Source organism: Actinoallomurus purpureus, from assembly GCF_024055795.1.
Lineage (GTDB): Bacteria > Actinomycetota > Actinomycetes > Streptosporangiales > Streptosporangiaceae > Actinoallomurus > Actinoallomurus purpureus.
The window spans coordinates 129,400-145,404 of the sequence record NZ_JAMXMY010000003.1 but is presented as its reverse complement, the minus strand read 5'-3'; the positions used below and the strand labels follow the sequence as shown (position 1 = coordinate 145,404).

The following is a 16,005-nucleotide window of genomic DNA, read 5'->3' as shown; positions in this document are numbered from 1 at the left end:
GACCTGATGCCGTCGATCACCTGTCCCTACTGCTTCGCGCGGGTGGCCCGGGAACGCATCGCGTTCCGCTGCGCGGGCAGTCCCGGGCGGGGTCCGGGCTGCGCACCCCGGCTCGACGAGAGGCTGGCCGCCTACACCGGGTCCACGGCGACCGCGTCGCTGCCCCCGGTGTTCGCCCCGCCGGAGCCGGCCCGCCTGCGGGTCGGCCGGGCTCCGGCCCGCCGCGCCGTCTGTCCCGAATGCGGCCAGACGACGGCCCGGCGCGCGTGCCCCGAGTGCCACAACCCGCTGCCCGCGGCGTACTGCGAGACGCCCGGCAAGATCGTGGCGCTGGTGGGCGCGAAGAACTCCGGAAAGAGCACCTACATCGCGGTGCTGCTGCACGAGCTGTCCCACCGGATCGGCGCGGACCTCGGCACCTCGCTCGTCGCCTGCGACGACCGGACGATCGAGCGCTACAAGCGTGACTTCCACCGCCCGCTGTTCGGGGAGCGGCGCCTCCTGCCCGCGACCGCCAGCGCGGTGACGGCGCCGCGCGATCCGCTGGTGTACCTCCTGACCCGCACCCGGCGCCGGCACCTGCGGCAGCGCGACATGTCCCTGACGCTCGTGCTGTTCGACACGGCGGGTGAGGACCTGCGCAGCCGGGACGTCACCGACCTGCATCTGCGCTACCTCTCGGCGGCGGACGCGATCATCTTCCTCATCGACCCGCTCGAGCTGAAGACGGGGGACGGTGATCCGGACGGCGACCCCGTCAACGTCATCGCCCGGGTCACCGAGCTGCTGCGCGCGGGTCGCGACGTCCCGCACGGCAGGCGGCTGCCGGTTCCCGCCGCCGTGGCCCTCACCAAGATCGACGCACTTCCGCTGGAGGGGACGCTGCAGCGGCAGCGCGACCGGTCCGACGTACTCGACCTGGACGACCGGGAGGCCGTGCACGAGCAGGTCCGGGCGCTGCTGCATGACTGGCAGGCCGGCGAACTGGATCGCTACCTCGCTCACGAGTACGCCGAGTACGGCCTGTTCGGGGTGTCCGCGCTGGGCGGCGTGCCACGCGACGGGGCCGTCGGTACGGGCGGCATCCGCCCGTACCGCGTCGAGGACCCGCTGCTGTGGCTGCTGTACCGGTTCGGGATGCTCGACGGGGCGCGCGGATGATCTGGCGGCTGACCTACACGTCGGCCGCCCGGGGCCCGACCGGCCGGTCCGGGTTCCAGTTCGTCGCGATGAGCCAGGGCACGCCGCCGGACGTCACCCGCGCCGTCACGGCGTACATGGCGTACCGCCCGCCGCCGGGTGCACCGCCCGCTCCCGGCCCCGACGAGCTGGCGGACTTTCCCACCGCGCTCGCCTACGGGCGGGAGGGCCCGTACGCCGTGCTGGCCCGCTGCCGCTACACCGGCCGGGACTACTCCGGCCGGTACGGCAACTTCCTCGGGCAGGCCATCGTGGCGACGCCGGAGGAGATGGCGGGCCTGCGGCCGATCGAATTCTGGGACTCCCCGGTGTGGGACGCCCACTGGTGGGATGCCCGCCTTCGCAGCTCTTCTCCGGAGGACTCCGGCTTGTGGGACGCCCCGCTCGGCGGTTCTTCGCCGGGTGACGTGCCAGGAGACGGAGCGCCGTCCTGGGATCCCTCGGCCGGGCTGCCGCCCGGGGCGGCGTTCGATCCCGAGTCGCTGGCCGGGCGGCTCGGCGGCGACCGCTCCCACGACCGCCTCGCCGCCGTCCTCGACGCCGTGGCCACTGTGCTGGTCGCGGGGCACGGGCGGGTGGTCCTGGCCGCCGAGGACGTCGAGCTGATCGCCCGGTGGATCGCGGTCGTGTCGTACTCACTGCCCGCCGAGCTGGCGGCCGGCCTGTCCTTCACCACCTACACCGCCGACCCGGAGGCCGCGCCGTACCTCGTCGTGGGCACCGTCCCGGCCGCCTGCCCGGAGGGCGGCTTCCGCCTCGACGGCCCCTTCGTACGGACCGGCGCGCCGCCGGGCCGGTTCGCGCAGGTGATCGCGGACTGCTGGAGGAGCCGCGACCTGGACGGCATCGACGCCGTCGGCGAGCTCATCGGTGGCGCGGACGGCTCGGGCGCGGTCTCCCCGCCGGAGAGTGGGGCGACACGGGTTCCTGGCGGCGCACACAGGGCAAACCGCTCCGGCGGTGAGGATGAGAGGGCGCGCTCCGGCGGCTCGGGCGGGGTCTCCCGCCTGGACGGTGCGGCGGCGCTGTTGGCGTTGTGCCGGGGGGACACGTCCGTCTCGGCCGAGGAGCAGGTGGTGGCCGCCCGGCTCGTCCGCGACCGGGGTGTTCCGGGCTGGGTCCGGTCGGCCGGGCCGTGGGAACAGCAGCGGAAACAGGCCGGGATGCGCCCGGGCGACCGCCTGGATCCCGGCGGCCGGCTCCCGCCGGCGCTGCCCGTGCTCGGCTACGACCTGGCGGCGGCCCTCGCGGAGATCGTCCCCGAGGCCGCCGAGCACTGCGTGCGGCTGGCCCTGGCCGACCCGGGCGTGCGGCGGCGGCTGCCCGCGGTCCGGCTGCGCGACGGCCTGCCGGAGGACTTCCGGGCGGCGCTCGCCGGGGCGCCCGACCTGCGGGCGCTCGCCGAGGTCGTCGGCCTGGCGGATCGCGTCGGCGGCGCGGTCGACGGCGATCGCGTGATCGCGGCGGCGGCCGCCTGCGCGCGCCGGGGCGCCGGCGAGGTGGCCGCCGCGGTTCGGGCGGCCCCCGCCGCCTGGCGGGAGGCGGTGATCGCCGGAATCGTGACCGGGCTGGAGTCCGCTCCTCCGGAGGTCCGGCGGGCGATGCTGACGCCGGAGGCGTGCGCCGCCCTGGGCGACCGCGACTGGACCCGCGCTCCGCGCACCGGAGGGCTCGTCCTGTCCGCACGTGCCGACCGTCTGACCGCCACCGCCGAGCTGATCGCGCTCGAAGCCCACGGCCTGCCGGACATCGAGGACCTGCTCGGTGTGCTGTGGAGCGAGGCGCCGACGGTGCCGGAATGCCGGTGGCTGGCCGAGCGGCTCGGCCCGCCGCTGCCGCGGTTCGCCGTCCTGCGCGCCCTGCCGCGCAGGGTGTTCGACGCCGTGCCGCTCGACGCCGAGGAGACTCTGCGGCTCGCGCGGCTGATCGACGACCGGCTGCCCGGCCTGGCCGACGCCGCACGGACCGTCCTGGCCTACGGTGACGCGCTGCGAGCCGGGTCGGAGGAGGAGATCGCCCGGTTCCTCGCCGCGTCGCGGCCCGGCGGGCCGCTGGACGAGCGCGTGCTGGCCGGTGTCGCGCGGATGCTCGCCGGTCGCTCGCCGCTGTCGCGGGTCCGGGTGCTGATCGCGACGCCGGACGCGGTGCGCGACGCCCTGATCCGGCACTGGCTCGCCGCCGGCCCGGACCGGCACGGCCGGGCGGACCTGGCGGAGATCGGCGTACGCCTCGCGGACGCGAACATTCCCGCCACGCTCCTGGAGGAGTGGGCGGACGGGCTCGGGCGGTTCGACCGACGGCGGATCGAATCGGCACTCGCCGACCGCGACCCCCGGCTGGCCGCGGCGTGGCGGGGGTCGCGGCGGCGGGGGGCGTGAGGTCATGCCCGTCGTCTACGTCATCGCGTTCCTCCTGTGGGTGGGCCTGGTCTGGGCCGAGTTCGTGTTCGTCGTACCGTTCGCGATCCCTCTCGCGGCGGTCGGGGCGACGTGCGCCGGGCTCGGCCGGTTCTTCCTCGTCGCGTGGCGGGTCCTGACGGCCACCGCCGTCGACGGGCCCTCGTCGGTCCCCCGTCCCGCCGTCGGTTCCCGGGACCCGGTGTACCCGCAGTACCTTCTCGGCCAGGTGTGGCGGGACGCCTGGACGGTGGCGCTCCGTACGGTCCCCTGGTGCCTCGACCGGGCACGCCGGGGCGTCACCGCGCTGACCGCGCGGATGCTCGCCCTCCCCCAGGGGCTGGCGCTGTTCCCCCTCTGGCTGGCGCTGTGCGCGGGCCTCCTGTCGGCGGCCGTGCCGCTCGCCGCCGCCGCTCTCGTCTTCGCGGCGGTGACCGTCCTCGTGGCGGGCGTCGGCCTGGCGGGCTGGTCGGTCTGCGTCGCGGTGCTCGGCGCGGTCGAACGCCTCTGGGCGGCCTACCGCCGGATTCTGGTGGCCTGCCCCCATCCGGGCTGCTACCAGCGGCTGGCCCTGCCCGCGTACGCCTGCCCGCGATGTGACGCGCGGCACTTCCGGCTGATGCCGAACCGCCTGGGCGCCCTGCGCCACGTGTGCCGCTGCGGCTCCCGGCTGCCCACGATGATCCTGCTCGGCCGGTTCCGGCTCAGCGCGTACTGTCCGCACTGTGAGCGCCGGCTGCCCGGCCGGATCGGGCGGGCCCGCGTCGAGCCGCTCCCGTTCGTCGGCGGGCCCGCCGCGGGGAAGACGACGCTGATGTTCCTCGCGGTGCGCGCCCTGCGCGCCTGCGCCGCCGGAGCGGGCGGGCGCGCGGAGTTCGCCGAGGCACGGGACGCCCGCGCGTACGCCGGCGCGCTGGCCGAGCTCGACGGCGGCGGGCGGCTCGCCAAGACCGGACCCGAGTTGCCCGCCGCGACGATGCTGGATCTCACCCTGCCCGCCGGGCACCGGATCCTCTACCTGTTCGATCCGGCCGGTGAGCTGCACACCGGCGCGACGCGGGTCGAACGGCTGCGCTATCTCGACCACGGTGAGGCGCTGCTGTTCGTCATCGATCCGTTCGCCCTGCCCGAACTGCGCCCGGCGCTGTCCCAGGACGAACGGCTGCTCGTGCAGGCGGCGACCGCGACCTCCGAGGAGGACCCGGCCGACACGCTGCAACGGCTGCTGACCGATCTGCGCTCCCGCGACGACCAGGGCCGGCAGCGCCGCATCGCCGTGGTCGTCACCAAGGCCGACGTCCTGCGCAGGACGTCGGTCGGGCAGGGCGTCGACCAGGACGTGCGCGGCTGGCTGGAGGGCGTCGGCCTCGGCAACACGATCCGCACGCTCGAACGCACGGCGGGCGAGGTCCGGTACCTCGCCTCCGGGCTCGACACCCCGCCGGCCGCGCTGGCCGACCTGTTCGGCTGGGCGGCCGGGCTCCCGATCGGCGGGCCCGACCGGGATCCCGCGGGCCCGGATCACGCTGCTCCACTGTCCCCGGCCACCGACCTCGCGGGCCGGGACCTCGCCGACGCACAGGACCGGAATCCCATGAGCCCGGATCACGCCGGTTCGATCCCCCGGAACATCGCGCCGGCGGATGATGATCCCCTTCCGGGGGCTCCGGCGGGTCCGGAGGAGGCCGGGAGCCGGGCCGCCAGAAACCGGCCCGCCGCGATGGAGGGCCCCGCGACCGTGCGGCGCGACCCCTGGAGTGCCGTCGGACGGCCCGAACGGCTCATCCCCCTCGGATATCAGCTCGGCCGCGGTGCCCTGCTCACCGCGCTGCTGGTCCTGGGCCCGGCGGCGCTGGTCGTGCTGGGGCTGGCCGGATACGCCCGGTTCCACTGAGCGCTCCCTCGATCCCGGCGGGGCTGCCAGGGGTCCGTAGTCTCGGCCAGGTGCGCGATCCCCTGGGCAGACCCGCGCTCGGGGTGGCGATGACCGAGCACACTTCCGCGTACGGCACCTTGGACTGGCAGCTCCTCATCCGCCCGTCGAGCGACTTCGTCATGGCGACGCGCACGGTGGTGGTCCGGCCCGGCCCGATGAACCCCCAGGCGACGCGGGGCGGTACGCAATATCTCCAGCTGTGGCGGACGGCGGGCCGGACCGATACGCCGCCGAAACATCGGCTGCCGGGTGCGACACGCCACTGAGGAGGTGTGAGCGCTGGGGCTCGGGTAACGCTTGGTGTTTGACTTCCTCCCCCTTCTGAAGAAAGGGGGATTCCCATCGGCCTTGCGGCCGATCCGGCCTTTAGGCCGGGCGCCTCACGGCGCGGGTTTCCTGTTTCAGCGCCGACTGCGGAAGGGAGGACCCTTGCCGTCTGACACCAGCTCCACAGGCATCACCAGAGGATCTCTCCCCGGCTACGGCTCGACCAGCCGCAAGGATGTTCTTGGCCGCGTTGATGTCCCGGTCATGCCGGGTACGGCAGCCCGGACACGTCCAGTGCCGGGTGGAAAGACTCAGCTCCGCGAGCAGGTGCCCGCAAGCCGAGCAGGTCTTGGAAGACGGATACCAGCGATCGATCACCACGAGCGTGCGCCCGGCGCGTTCGGCCTTGTACTCCAACTGCCGGCGGAACTCACCCCACCCCGCATCGGAGATCACCCGCGCCAGCTTCCGGTTCTTCACCATGTTCTTGACCGCGAGGTCTTCGATCACGATCGTGTCCGCCCGACGGACGAGGTTGGTGCTGGTGCGGTGCAGGAAGTCGGCGCGGGCGTTACGGACCTTGCGGTGGGCGCGGGCGACCTTGGCCTTGGCCTTACGCCGGTTGGCGCTCCCGCGCTCGCGGCGGGCCATCCGCCGCTGATACCGGGCCAGGTTGCGGGCCTTGCCCTCCAGATGCCGGGGATTGGCGACGCGCTCCCCGTCGCTGGTGACCGCGAAGTCCTTGATCCCCAGATCGATACCGATGGCGTGCCCGGCCGCCTCCAAGGGTTCGGGGGTGTCGGTGTCGACGGCGAACGTGACGTACCAGCGGCCGTCCGGATCACGAGAGATGACGACCATGGTGGGGTTGAGCGTGGACACCTCGACGTCGTCGAAGGACCACACGAACCTCAGCGGCGTGGTGGTCTTGGCCATGTGCAGCTCGTCGTTCTTCATGCGGAACGCCGAGCGGGTGTAGTGCGCGGTCTGGCGGGAGTTGCGGGTTTTGAAGCGGGGGTACTTGGTGCGGCCGGCGAAGAAGTTCGCGAACGCCGCGTGCTGATGCCGCAGCGTCTGCTGCAACGGAACCGACGACACCTCGGACAAGAACGCCAGGTCCTCGGTCTTCTTCCACCCGGTCAGCGCCGCGTCGGTCTGCCTGTAAGAGGTTTTTTCGCCCCGCTGGTGGTACGCCGCGTGGCGTTCGGCCAGGGTCTTGTTCCACACCAGACGCACACACCCGAACGTGCGGCTGAACACCGCCGCTTGTTCGGGGCCGGGGTAGGCCCGGCACTTGTACGCCGTCCGCATGACCGACACATTACAACTGTCATGCGAATGTGTAAGCCGAATGGCCGAATGTCGGCGGACTCCGTTCTCAGGCCGTCCCGGCCACGCCGGGCCGCTCCTGACGGAGTCCGGATTCCTCCCCGGCCTGAAGGCCGGGGCATCCTCTGGAGGACTAGGTGAAAGCGATAACGATGCAGCGATACGGCGGGCCCGAGGTGCTCGAACTGACCGACGTGCCCGAGCCCAGGGTCGGTCCGGACTCCGTGCTCGTACGGGCGAAGGCGGCCGGGGTGAACCCGGTGGACTGGAAGATCCGGGAAGGGTACCTCGACAGTCTGTTCCCGACCCACTTCCCGGTCATCCCCGGATGGGACCTGGCGGGGGTGGTCGAACGGGTGGGCCCGGCCGTCAGCGAGTTCTCCCCTGGCGACGAGGTCATCGGCTACGTCCGCGAGGACCATGTCGAGCGCGGGACGTACGCCGAACTGGTCTCGGCGCCGGTGCGCACGCTGGGCCGTAAGCCGAGGAACCTGTCGTGGGCGGAGGCGGCCGGGCTGCCGCTCGCCGGGCTCACCGCCTACCAGGCGCTCACGAAGGCCCTCACCATCACGCCGGATGACACGGTGCTCATCCACGCCGCGTCCGGCGGCGTGGGCACGTTCGCCGTGCAGATCGCCCGGGCCAAGGGCGCCCGCGTCATCGGCACGGCGAGTCCGCACAACCATGACCATCTGCGCGAGCTCGGCGCCGAGCCGGTCGCGTACGGGCCGGGCCTCACCGACGCGGTGCGCCGCCTCGCGCCGGGCGGGGTGAGCGCCGCCCTCGACCTGGTCGGCGGGGAGGCGGTCGACGTCACCCCCGATCTGCTGACCGCCAAGGGGCGCTGGGCCTCGATCGTCGACCCGTCCGTCATCGACCGCGGAGGACGGTACGTCTTCGTCCGGCCGGACCCGACGGATCTGGCCGCGCTCGCGGGCCTGGTCGACGACGGACGGCTCACCGTCGCCCTCGCGAAGATCGTCCCGCTCGCCGATGCGGCCGAGGCTCAGCGCCTGAACGCCGAGGGTCACACTCGGGGCAAGATCGTGCTGGAGATCGCGTGATCGGTCGTCCAGGGAAGATCGTCACCGTCTGAGGGTGTTGTGAGGAGCATGAGAATCGTGATCGCGGGAGGGCACGGGAAGATCGCCCTCCTTCTGGAAGAACTGCTCGCGGCGCGTGGCGACGGCGTCGTCGGACTGATCCGCAACCCGGACCACGCCGACGACGTCAGGGCCACCGGCGCGGCCCCCGTCGTCTGCGACCTGGAGTCCGCGAGTCTTGATGACGTCGCGGTCCACCTGGACCAGGCCGACGCGGTGGTGTTCGCGGCGGGCGCGGGTCCGGGCAGTGGCACCGCCCGCAAGGACACCGTCGACCGCGCCGCATCGGTGCTGATGGCCGACGCGGCGGAACGGGCGGGGGTCCGGCGGTTCGTGCAGGTCTCCTCCATGGGCGCCGGCCGGCCCCCGGAGCCGGGCGGCGACGAGGTCTGGGCCGCCTACATCGACGCGAAGACGGCCGCCGAGGAGGACCTGCGCAGGCGCGACCTCGACTGGACCATCCTGCGCCCCGGCCGGCTGACCGACGACCCGCCCACCGGCCGCGTGCGGCTGGAGGAGTCCGTGCCCCGCGGCGCGCTGCCCCGGGCCGACGTGGCCGCGGTGATCGCCGCGCTGCTCGACACCCCAGGGGCGGCCGGGCGGACGCTCGAGCTCGTCGGCGGCGACGCGCCGATCGAGGAGGCCGTCCGCGCCCACGCCCGCCCCTGAGGATCAGCGAATGGTGCTGCCGTCGGGCGCCGACAGCAGCGCCAGTTCGTCGCGGGTGGGCAGGCCCTCCCAGTCGCCGGCGGCGGCGACCGCGAAGGCCCCGACGGTGACGGCGCGCTCGAGCCGGTCCTGGATCGGCAGGTCGTCGAGGGCACCGGACAGGTAGCCGGCCGTGAAGGCGTCTCCGGCGCCGACGGTGCCGGTCACCGGGACGGCGCGTGCGGGCATCCGTACGGACCCGGCGGCCGACCAGGCGCGCGCACCCGCGCCGCCGTGCTTGACGACGACCTCGCCGATCCCGGTGGCGAGGAGCTGTGCGGCCGCGGCCTCCTCGCCCGTCTCCCCGCCCGCGACGAGGGGCAGCTCGTCCTCGGAGGCGATGAGGACATCGACGTACGGCAGCAGCTCGCCGAGCACACGGGCCGCCAGGTCGGGCGCCCACAGGCGGGAGCGGTAGTTCACGTCCAGGCAGACCCGCGTGCCGGCCTCGCGGGCGCGGCGCACGGCGCGTTCGACCGCGAGGCGAGGGTCGGGGCCGAGGGCGGGGGTGATGCCGGTGACATGCAGGATGCCGGCCGGCTCGCCGGTGGGGAGCGCGGCGTCGGCGTCGTCGGCCCGCAGCGCCGATCCGGCCGAGCCGGACCGGTAGTAGTGCACGCGGGTGACGTGCGCCACCCGGTGCTCCTGCAGCAGCAGGCCGGTGGGCGCGGTGGGGTCGGACCGGACCGTTCCCACATCGACGCTCTCGGCCCGGAGGGTGCGCAGGACCAGTTCGCCCAGCTCGTCGGCGCCCACGACGCCGGCCCAGCGCACCCGGTGGCCCAGGCGCGCCAGGCCGATCGCGACGTTCGTCTCGGCGCCGGCCATCGAGAGCGTGAGCGGGCCGCCCAGCCGGAGCGGGCCGTCGCCGCGCAGGGCGGCCATGGTCTCGCCGATCGTGACGACCTCGATCCGCCGGTCGTCGCCCATCCGTGTGCCTCCGGTGTCGTCCTCGCGGCCGGTCGACCGGCGGCGGCCCCCGGTCACGGCCCGTCGCCGCGTCACGTCCGTGCCCTGCCTCTCCGTGAGGATCGCAGCCGCTCGTCGACGAGCTCGACGGGGCCGGAGGTTCCCTCCGTCATGCCGTGTCCTGTCACGCCGTCCACGGTGCCACGACCTCGCGGAAACGGCGGGCGCGTTCGCGCAGGGCGGTCAGGTCACCGCCGTGCGGGGCGTCGCCGGCGAGAGGCGAGCCGATGCCGACCGCCACGGCGCCGGCCGTGAGGTACTCCACCGCCTGTTCGGCTCCCACACCTCCGACGGGCACGAGGGGAACGTCCGGGAACGGATCCAGCAGCGCCCGCACATAGCCCGGTCCGTGCGGGGCGGCGGGGAAGATCTTCACCGCCGTGGCCCCCAGAAGGTGCGCCTGCCACAGCTCCGTCGGGGTGAGCGCTCCGGCCACGACCGGCATCCCCAGCTCGACCGCCCGGGTCACGCCCTCCCCCAACGCCGGGGTCACCGCGAAGGAGGCTCCCGCGGCGGCCGCGGCGTCGGCGTCGGCGGCGCGCAGAACGGTGCCGGCCCCGAGCCGGAACCCCGGCCCCAGCTCCGCGCGGACCCGCGCGATCACGGCGGCCGCGTCGGTCCCGGTGAACGACACCTCCAGCAGGTCGACGCCTTCCTCCGCCAGGGCGACGGCCGCCCGTACGGACGCGTCCGGGTCCCGGCCCCGGATGATCCCCAGGATCCGGCGGGCGCGCAGCGCCGCGAGCAGATCCGCCCCGTCACCCCCGGCCGTGCTGTTCTCCTGCACGCTGCTCCCGGTCATGCTCCCGTCGGCCCTGCCGCTCTCGGTCACGCTGCTCTGGCGCATGCCGCTCTCGGTCATGCTCGCTTCGGCCCTGCCGCTCTCGGTCACGCTGCTCTGGCGCATGCCGCTCTCGGCCCCGTTGCTCTCGGCCATGCCGGTCATCTCCTCTGATCTCCGGTCACCACTCGGCCAGGGAACCGTCTTCGTGCCGCCATACCGGGTTGCGCCAGGCATGGGGCCGACGGTCGGCCTCGCGCACCGCCGCCTCGTCGACCGAGACGCCGAGGCCGGGCCGGTCGCTCCGTGCGGCGTATCCGTCGACGAAGGTGAACGGTGTCCGGTCCAGAACGTAGTCGAGCAGCTCGGCGTCCGTGTTGTAGTGGATCCCGGCGCTCTGCTCCTGGATCAGGAAGTTCGGCGTCGCGAACGCGACCTGCAGGCTGGCGGCGAGCGCGATCGGGCCGAGCGGGCAGTGCGGCGCGAGCTGCACGTCGAACGTCTCGGCCAGTGCGGCGATGCGCCGGGTCTCGGAGATGCCGCCGGCGTGGGACAGGTCGGGCTGGGCGATCGACAGCCCCGCCTGGAGGGCGGGCAGGAAGTCGGTGCGGGAGTAGAGCCGTTCGCCGAGCGCGAGCGGCACCGTCGTGCCGGCCACCAGGTCGCCCAGCCGGGACAGGTACTCCGGGGCGACCGGCTCCTCCACGAACATGGGGCGCAGAGGTGCGACGGCGGCGATGATCTGACGGGCCGCGGGCACGGTGGCCCGGCCGTGCGCGTCCAGCGCGAAGTCGCGCGAGGGGCCGAGCACGTCCCGTGCGACCTGGGCGCGTTCGACGATCCGGTCGATCTCCGTCGCGGTGGGCACGCGGGACAGCCGGCCCGAGACGTTCATCTTCACGGCGGTGAAGCCGGCCTCCACCTGCTCGGCGAGCGCGTCCCGAAGCCGGGCCGGCTCGTCGCCGCCCACCCAGGCGTACACGCGGACCCGGTCGCGCACCGGCCCGCCCAGCAGGCGATGCACCGGCGCTCCGTAGTGGCGGCCCGCGATGTCCCACAGCGCCTGGTCCAGCCCGGCGACGGCGCTCGACAGCACCGGGCCGCCCCGATAGAACCCGCCCTTGGTCAGCACCTGCCAGTGGTCCTCGATCCGCAGCGGGTCCCGGCCGATGAGGTACTCGCCGAGGACGTCGACGGCCGCGCGCACCACCTCGGCGCGGCCCTCGACGACGGGCTCTCCCCAGCCGACGAGGCCGTCGTCGGTCTCGACGCGGCAGAACATCCATCGGGGCGGGACGAGGAACGTCTCGATCCTGGTGATCTTCATCAGATCATCCTGGCGAAGGCCTCGACGGTCTGGCCGTGCGGCCCGCGGCCACCATAGGACGGGCTCACGCAGAGTCCCGCGTGATGCTCCAGCCGCCGTCCACGGTCAGGGTGGTGCCGGTGACGAAGGAGGCGTCCGGCGACGCGAGGTAGGCGATCGCCGCGGCCACCTCCTCCGGCTCGCCGAATCTCCGCAGGACGGTGGCCTGGACGCTCTTCGCGCGGTCGGCCTCGTCCACCCGTTCCCAGGCCGCGGTCATGATCGGGCCGGGGATCACGCAGTTGACCCGCGCGGCGGGGCCGTACTCCACCGCGAGCTGCCGGGTCAGCGCGACCAGACCGCCCTTGGCCGCGGCGTACGCCGGGTGCCCGGGAAGCCCGAGGAGGGCGTGCACCGACGATGTGATCACCATCGCGCCGCCGCGCTCGGCGATGCCGGGCAGGAGCCGCCGCGCGCCCAGGAACGCCGCCGTCAGGCACACGTCGATCTGCCTGCGCCAGGAGTCGGGCGACATGGCGTGCGCGGGCGCCACCTCGACGACGTACGCGTTGCTGACCAGGACGTCGACGGCGCCGAACGACTCCTCCGCCGTGCGCGCGGCGCGCTCCCAGGTCTCGTCGCGGCTGACGTCTCCGGCCAGGAACGCCGCACGGCCCCCTGCCTCCCGGACGCGGGCCGCGACGGCCTCACCCTCGGCGGACACGTCGACGATCAGCACGGCCGCGCCCTCCGCCGCCAGGCGGACGGCGGTCGCGGCGCCGATGCCGGACGCTCCCCCGGTCACCAGGCCCACCCGGCCGGCGTACCGCCCGGACGTCGTCTCACTCATTGACCGTCGCCCCTCCGTCACCGGCACGCTCGTCTCCCCCATGATTCAAACACCAAGGACGGGGCGGCCGACGGTCGGGGGGTGACGCGGGAACGCCATCGGGGACGTCGCGGCCCCTGACGGCGCCGAGCTCTAGAACGGCGTGAGGGTCACCGTCACGGACGTGGGCGCGGTGTCCTGGATGTAGGAGGCGTGGCCGGCCACGTCGTCGAAGGCGAAGCCGTATGCGGCGCCGTCCGCGGCCGCCTCGTGCGTGGCCCGGGCGTAGTGGTTGGTCACCGGCTCCCGGTAGTAGCGGGCCGCGTCCGTCACCGGCTGGGTCGCGTCCGAGAGCAGGGTCGACCGGTTGAACGCCGCGCCGAGGATCGCGGCGACCGGACCGGTGACGCCGTCGTTCGGCGCCGCGAGCGCGCCGTCGCAGAACAGCACGTCGCGGGTGGAGGGCCTGGCGATCGACGCGGGCGTCCGGGTGCCGCCGGTGAAGGTCAGGCGCTCGCCGGTGACCGTCCCGGTGTACGTGCCGGCGTCCGTCCGGACCGTCAGCGGCGCCTGCCGGTACCTGCTCCACACCGCGTCGATGTACGCGTCGTAGTAGTCGGCGGGGAAGAGACCGGCCTCGATGCCGTGACCGGGCGCGATGATCCGCAGCCGGTCGCCGACGACCAGCCGGGAGAACTCCGCGCGCCCCGCCAGCGCGGCGAAGATCCGGTCGCGACCCCCGGCGACGAGGGTGCCGGTGGTCTGCGTGCGCGCGCCCGCGAGCCGGATGGCGAGCGGGACGCTGAACATGTCGACCATCGTCGTGTTGCAGAACATCCCGGCGTCGTTCAGGGTGAACTCGATCCAGTCGTGCAGGATCCGGTAGTTCGGGTCCGTGCTCACCCAGCCTGCCGGATACTGCAGGGCCGGCCTGCCGTTGCCGTCGGTGACGACCTTGAACCGCAGACGGTCGCCGACGGAGAAGTACACCCGGCCGGACATTTTCGGCAGGGCGACGGTGGGCCCGCCGGACGCGCTCAGCGGGATCGCGTAGTCGGTGTACCCGTCGGATCCGTTGTCCGACGAAGCGCACGGGACGAACCTGCCGTCCGCCGTGACGTGTCCCTGGGCGCCGGTCGCCGGGTCGACCCCGACGACGTACATGAAGATCGACCCGCTGGTGTACCGCCCCGTCCGGTTCACCGCGGTGAGCGGCAGGCCGCCCGCGGTCGCCGCCGTGCGCCGGACCCGGGCGGACGGGGCGCACGCCGTCGTCCCGCCGCCGAGTGCGAGGGCGCCGAGGGCGGCACCGGACGCGAGGAACGACCTTCTGCCGATCATCCTGCTGTTCACGAGTTGCCCCTCTTTCCTACGACCACGTCAGGTGTTCAGCGAAGCGGACGGGAAGCCGCGGCGAACGGGGTTTAAGGCGCGCTTCAGGATCGGTTAGGGATGGGATAAACGACCGCGCTGCGCGTAAGACCCGAATTCCCGGTCCGGCGACGATGACGGGGACGTCCTCGCGGCGGCGCACGTCGCCACGGGAGCCCGGCCGCATTCCGCCGGGTGCCGGACGCCGAGCTCTTGATCCCTTTGACGGCGCTGTATAGCGTCCCGATCGGATCATGCTCCTTTGTCACCCGGACCCAAGGAGAGATGTGACAACCCTCCGCACCCTGCCCCTGACCCTCCTGGCCGCGGCCACCGCCCTGGTCACGATGGTGGCCGGCCCCGCCCTCGCCTGCCCACCCGGCGACGACGACGAGAGCCACGCGACCAAGCCCGCCGTCCAGCAGGACGTCGACGCGCACCAGATCCACGCCGCCCCGCAGCCCCCGTCCGGCGCCATCAAGGGGGTACGCCTCGCGGCGACCCTCCCCGACGCCAAGGGCGCGATCTCCCTCGGCTTCCTCACGTACGGGCACCGCAAGGTGATGTACGTCTCCGGGGAGTTCGGCCTGAAGACCTACGACGTCACCGACCCGGCCGCGCCCAAGGCCCTGGGCTCGCTGTCCATGCCGGGCATGTGGGAGACGGAGGACACCGAGGCCGACCCGCACCGGAAGCTGGTGTTCATGGCCCGTGACCCCCGCGCTTTCGGGGGCAACACGCACACCGGCGAGTCCGGCGTCTACGTCGTGAGCCTGGCCGATCCCGCCAAGCCGGTGCAGCTCGCGTACGAGAAGATCCCCACCGGGCACACGACGAGCTGCGTCGACGACTGCCGCTACCTGTGGACGGGCGGCCCCGCCAGGGCCGACTGGATGCCCGCCGACTGGGGCGGCCGCCCGGTCTGGGTGACCGACGTACGAGACCCCCGCCACCCGCACACCTTCCCGCAGCCGATCGAGCTCGGCCGCAATGACGGTACGACCGACTACGTGCACGACATCCAGGTCGACGCGGCCGGGGTGACGTGGGCGTCCGGACGCGGCGGTGTCCGCGGCTACTGGACCGAGGGGCTGCACTGGGACCCCGTCCGGCACGCCATGCGCGTGGCCCGCGCCTGGGACCCCGTGCCGTACGCGGGTGGCGGCGTCAGCGAGACGGCGGCGCCGTCGAAGTTCATGCACAACTCCTTCCGGCCGGTGGGCTCGACCGCCCACGAGGCACCGGGCGGCGGCGACCTCGTCTACATCACCGAGGAGGCGTTCAACCCGGGCTGCGCCGATGACGGTCGGCTGGTGATCGCCTCGCTGCGCGGCTCGTACGGGGGCGAGGGCTGGCGTTCGACGCCGGACAAGCCGTTCCGCCTGCGCACGGTCGGCACGTGGAGCGTGGCGGGCCAGGAGGGCAGCCGGACGGACACCGACGACTGCTCCGCCCACTACTTCGCCGTGCACCACGGGATCCTGGCGCAGTCCTTCTACACGCAGGGCACCCGTTTCCTCGACGTGCGCGACCCGGCGCACCCGAAGCAGGTGGCCTACTACCGGCCCGCGGACGCCATGTCGTGGGCACCGTACTGGCACGACGGATACGTGTACGTCGCGGACAACACCCGCGGCATCGACATCCTGCGGCCCGACTTCCGCTGAGGAAGCGTCGGCCGAGTGCCGTGTTCGTCACTTTTTCTGTAGTGACGGGCACGGCACTCGGGCTTTCCGTCTGATGCCCGCATTCCGCTCCGCCGCACGTGAGAGCGCCTTTTCGGCCGTTGCCCGGCTGGACGCGGCCGCGC

General features: G+C 73.7%; 13 protein-coding genes. 7 read left to right on the top strand and 6 right to left on the bottom strand.

The window, feature by feature from the left end; all coding sequences use genetic code 11:
• The first annotated feature begins 6 nt into the window (after positions 1-6).
• From NE236_RS08495 to NE236_RS08480, 4 genes are read left to right on the top strand one after another with little or no spacing between them, the layout of a single operon-like run.
• The gene (locus NE236_RS08495; RefSeq protein WP_252841300.1) at positions 7-1,161 is read left to right on the top strand and encodes a TRAFAC clade GTPase domain-containing protein; all 1,155 of its coding nucleotides are present in this window, start codon (positions 7-9) and stop codon (positions 1,159-1,161) included.
• Entirely contained in the window at positions 1,158-3,578 is a 2,421-nt protein-coding gene (locus tag NE236_RS08490; protein WP_252841299.1) for a GAP1-N2 domain-containing protein, read from the top strand. Before NE236_RS08495 ends, NE236_RS08490 begins: the two co-directional genes overlap by 4 nt.
• Positions 3,579-3,582: 4 nt before the next feature.
• Positions 3,583-5,490 (top strand): TRAFAC clade GTPase domain-containing protein, encoded by a 1,908-nt coding sequence (locus NE236_RS08485; protein WP_252841298.1) that lies wholly within the window; start codon positions 3,583-3,585, stop codon positions 5,488-5,490.
• Positions 5,491-5,540: 50 nt separating this feature from the next.
• Entirely contained in the window at positions 5,541-5,798 is a 258-nt protein-coding gene (locus NE236_RS08480; protein WP_252841297.1) for a hypothetical protein, read from the top strand.
• A gap of 100 nt (positions 5,799-5,898) precedes the next feature.
• Here NE236_RS08480 and NE236_RS08475 read toward each other — a convergent pair whose 3' ends face one another.
• Positions 5,899-7,110 carry an RNA-guided endonuclease InsQ/TnpB family protein gene (locus tag NE236_RS08475; RefSeq protein WP_252841296.1) on the bottom strand — a complete coding sequence of 404 codons (1,212 nt, stop codon included), beginning with the start codon at positions 7,108-7,110 and terminating at the stop codon, positions 5,899-5,901.
• Between the two features lie 155 nt (positions 7,111-7,265).
• On the opposite strand from NE236_RS08475, the gene NE236_RS08470 reads away from it, so the two are divergent.
• Together NE236_RS08470 and NE236_RS08465 are read left to right on the top strand one after the other, a co-directional pair.
• Positions 7,266-8,192 carry an NADP-dependent oxidoreductase gene (locus tag NE236_RS08470; RefSeq protein ID WP_252841295.1) on the top strand — a complete coding sequence of 309 codons (927 nt, stop codon included), beginning with the start codon at positions 7,266-7,268 and terminating at the stop codon, positions 8,190-8,192.
• 48 nt (positions 8,193-8,240) lie between these two features.
• Positions 8,241-8,900 (top strand): SDR family oxidoreductase, encoded by a 660-nt coding sequence (locus NE236_RS08465; protein WP_252841294.1) that lies wholly within the window; start codon positions 8,241-8,243, stop codon positions 8,898-8,900.
• 3 nt (positions 8,901-8,903) lie between these two features.
• Here NE236_RS08465 and NE236_RS08460 read toward each other — a convergent pair whose 3' ends face one another.
• From NE236_RS08460 to NE236_RS08440, 5 genes are all read right to left on the bottom strand, one after another.
• Positions 8,904-9,944, bottom strand: coding sequence for a sugar kinase (locus NE236_RS08460; protein ID WP_252841293.1), 1,041 nt, complete (start codon positions 9,942-9,944; stop codon positions 8,904-8,906).
• A gap of 88 nt (positions 9,945-10,032) precedes the next feature.
• Positions 10,033-10,845 carry a bifunctional 4-hydroxy-2-oxoglutarate aldolase/2-dehydro-3-deoxy-phosphogluconate aldolase gene (locus NE236_RS08455; protein ID WP_252841292.1) on the bottom strand — a complete coding sequence of 271 codons (813 nt, stop codon included), beginning with the start codon at positions 10,843-10,845 and terminating at the stop codon, positions 10,033-10,035.
• Positions 10,846-10,870: 25 nt separating this feature from the next.
• Positions 10,871-12,016, bottom strand: coding sequence for a galactonate dehydratase (gene dgoD, locus NE236_RS08450; protein ID WP_252841291.1), 1,146 nt, complete (start codon positions 12,014-12,016; stop codon positions 10,871-10,873).
• A gap of 64 nt (positions 12,017-12,080) precedes the next feature.
• Positions 12,081-12,845, bottom strand: a complete 765-nt coding sequence (locus tag NE236_RS08445) for an SDR family NAD(P)-dependent oxidoreductase (protein WP_252841290.1) — start codon at positions 12,843-12,845, stop codon at positions 12,081-12,083.
• A gap of 132 nt (positions 12,846-12,977) precedes the next feature.
• Entirely contained in the window at positions 12,978-14,165 is a 1,188-nt protein-coding gene (locus NE236_RS08440; protein WP_252841559.1) for a glycoside hydrolase family 64 protein, read from the bottom strand.
• Between the two features lie 317 nt (positions 14,166-14,482).
• On the opposite strand from NE236_RS08440, the gene NE236_RS08435 reads away from it, so the two are divergent.
• The gene (locus tag NE236_RS08435) at positions 14,483-15,862 is read left to right on the top strand and encodes an LVIVD repeat-containing protein (protein WP_252841289.1); all 1,380 of its coding nucleotides are present in this window, start codon (positions 14,483-14,485) and stop codon (positions 15,860-15,862) included.
• Positions 15,863-16,005: the final 143 nt, after the last annotated feature.